Origin of the sequence: Mesorhizobium sp. M2E.F.Ca.ET.209.01.1.1 (assembly GCF_004010375.2) — a bacterium.
Classification (GTDB): Bacteria; Pseudomonadota; Alphaproteobacteria; order Rhizobiales; family Rhizobiaceae; genus Mesorhizobium.
Genome location: NZ_SADP02001144.1, coordinates 1 through 292 on the forward strand (window position 1 = coordinate 1; position 292 = coordinate 292).

The 292-nt window shown below is 63.4% G+C and carries 1 protein-coding gene; it reads right to left on the minus strand.

The window, feature by feature from the left end; genetic code table 11:
- On the minus strand, window positions 1–285 hold a 285-nt coding region (locus tag EN852_RS39470), incomplete at its 3' end, for an NAD(P)H-dependent oxidoreductase (protein ID WP_189546647.1).
- Between the last annotated feature and the right edge of the window lie 7 nt (window positions 286–292).

Genomic DNA, 292 nt, shown 5'->3' on the forward strand with positions numbered 1-292 from the left:
TTTCAGGATCGCCGGATAGCCGTAGTTCCAGACCGGAAACGACAGCACCAGCGCCTCGGCCTTGCACAGCCTTTCGACATAGCTGGCGACCGCGTCGGCCGGACTGCGCTGGTCGTGATAGCCGAGCCGCTCTGTTCGCGTCAGCCGCGGATCGAAATCCTCCGCATAGAGATCGCAATCGTCGATCGTGTGACCCGCCGCGGAGAGCCGCTCGACGATCGTCCGATGCAGGCCCGCGTTGAAGCTGGTCTTCACCGGATGGGCGTACAGCACGAGGATGTTCATCAGCCCG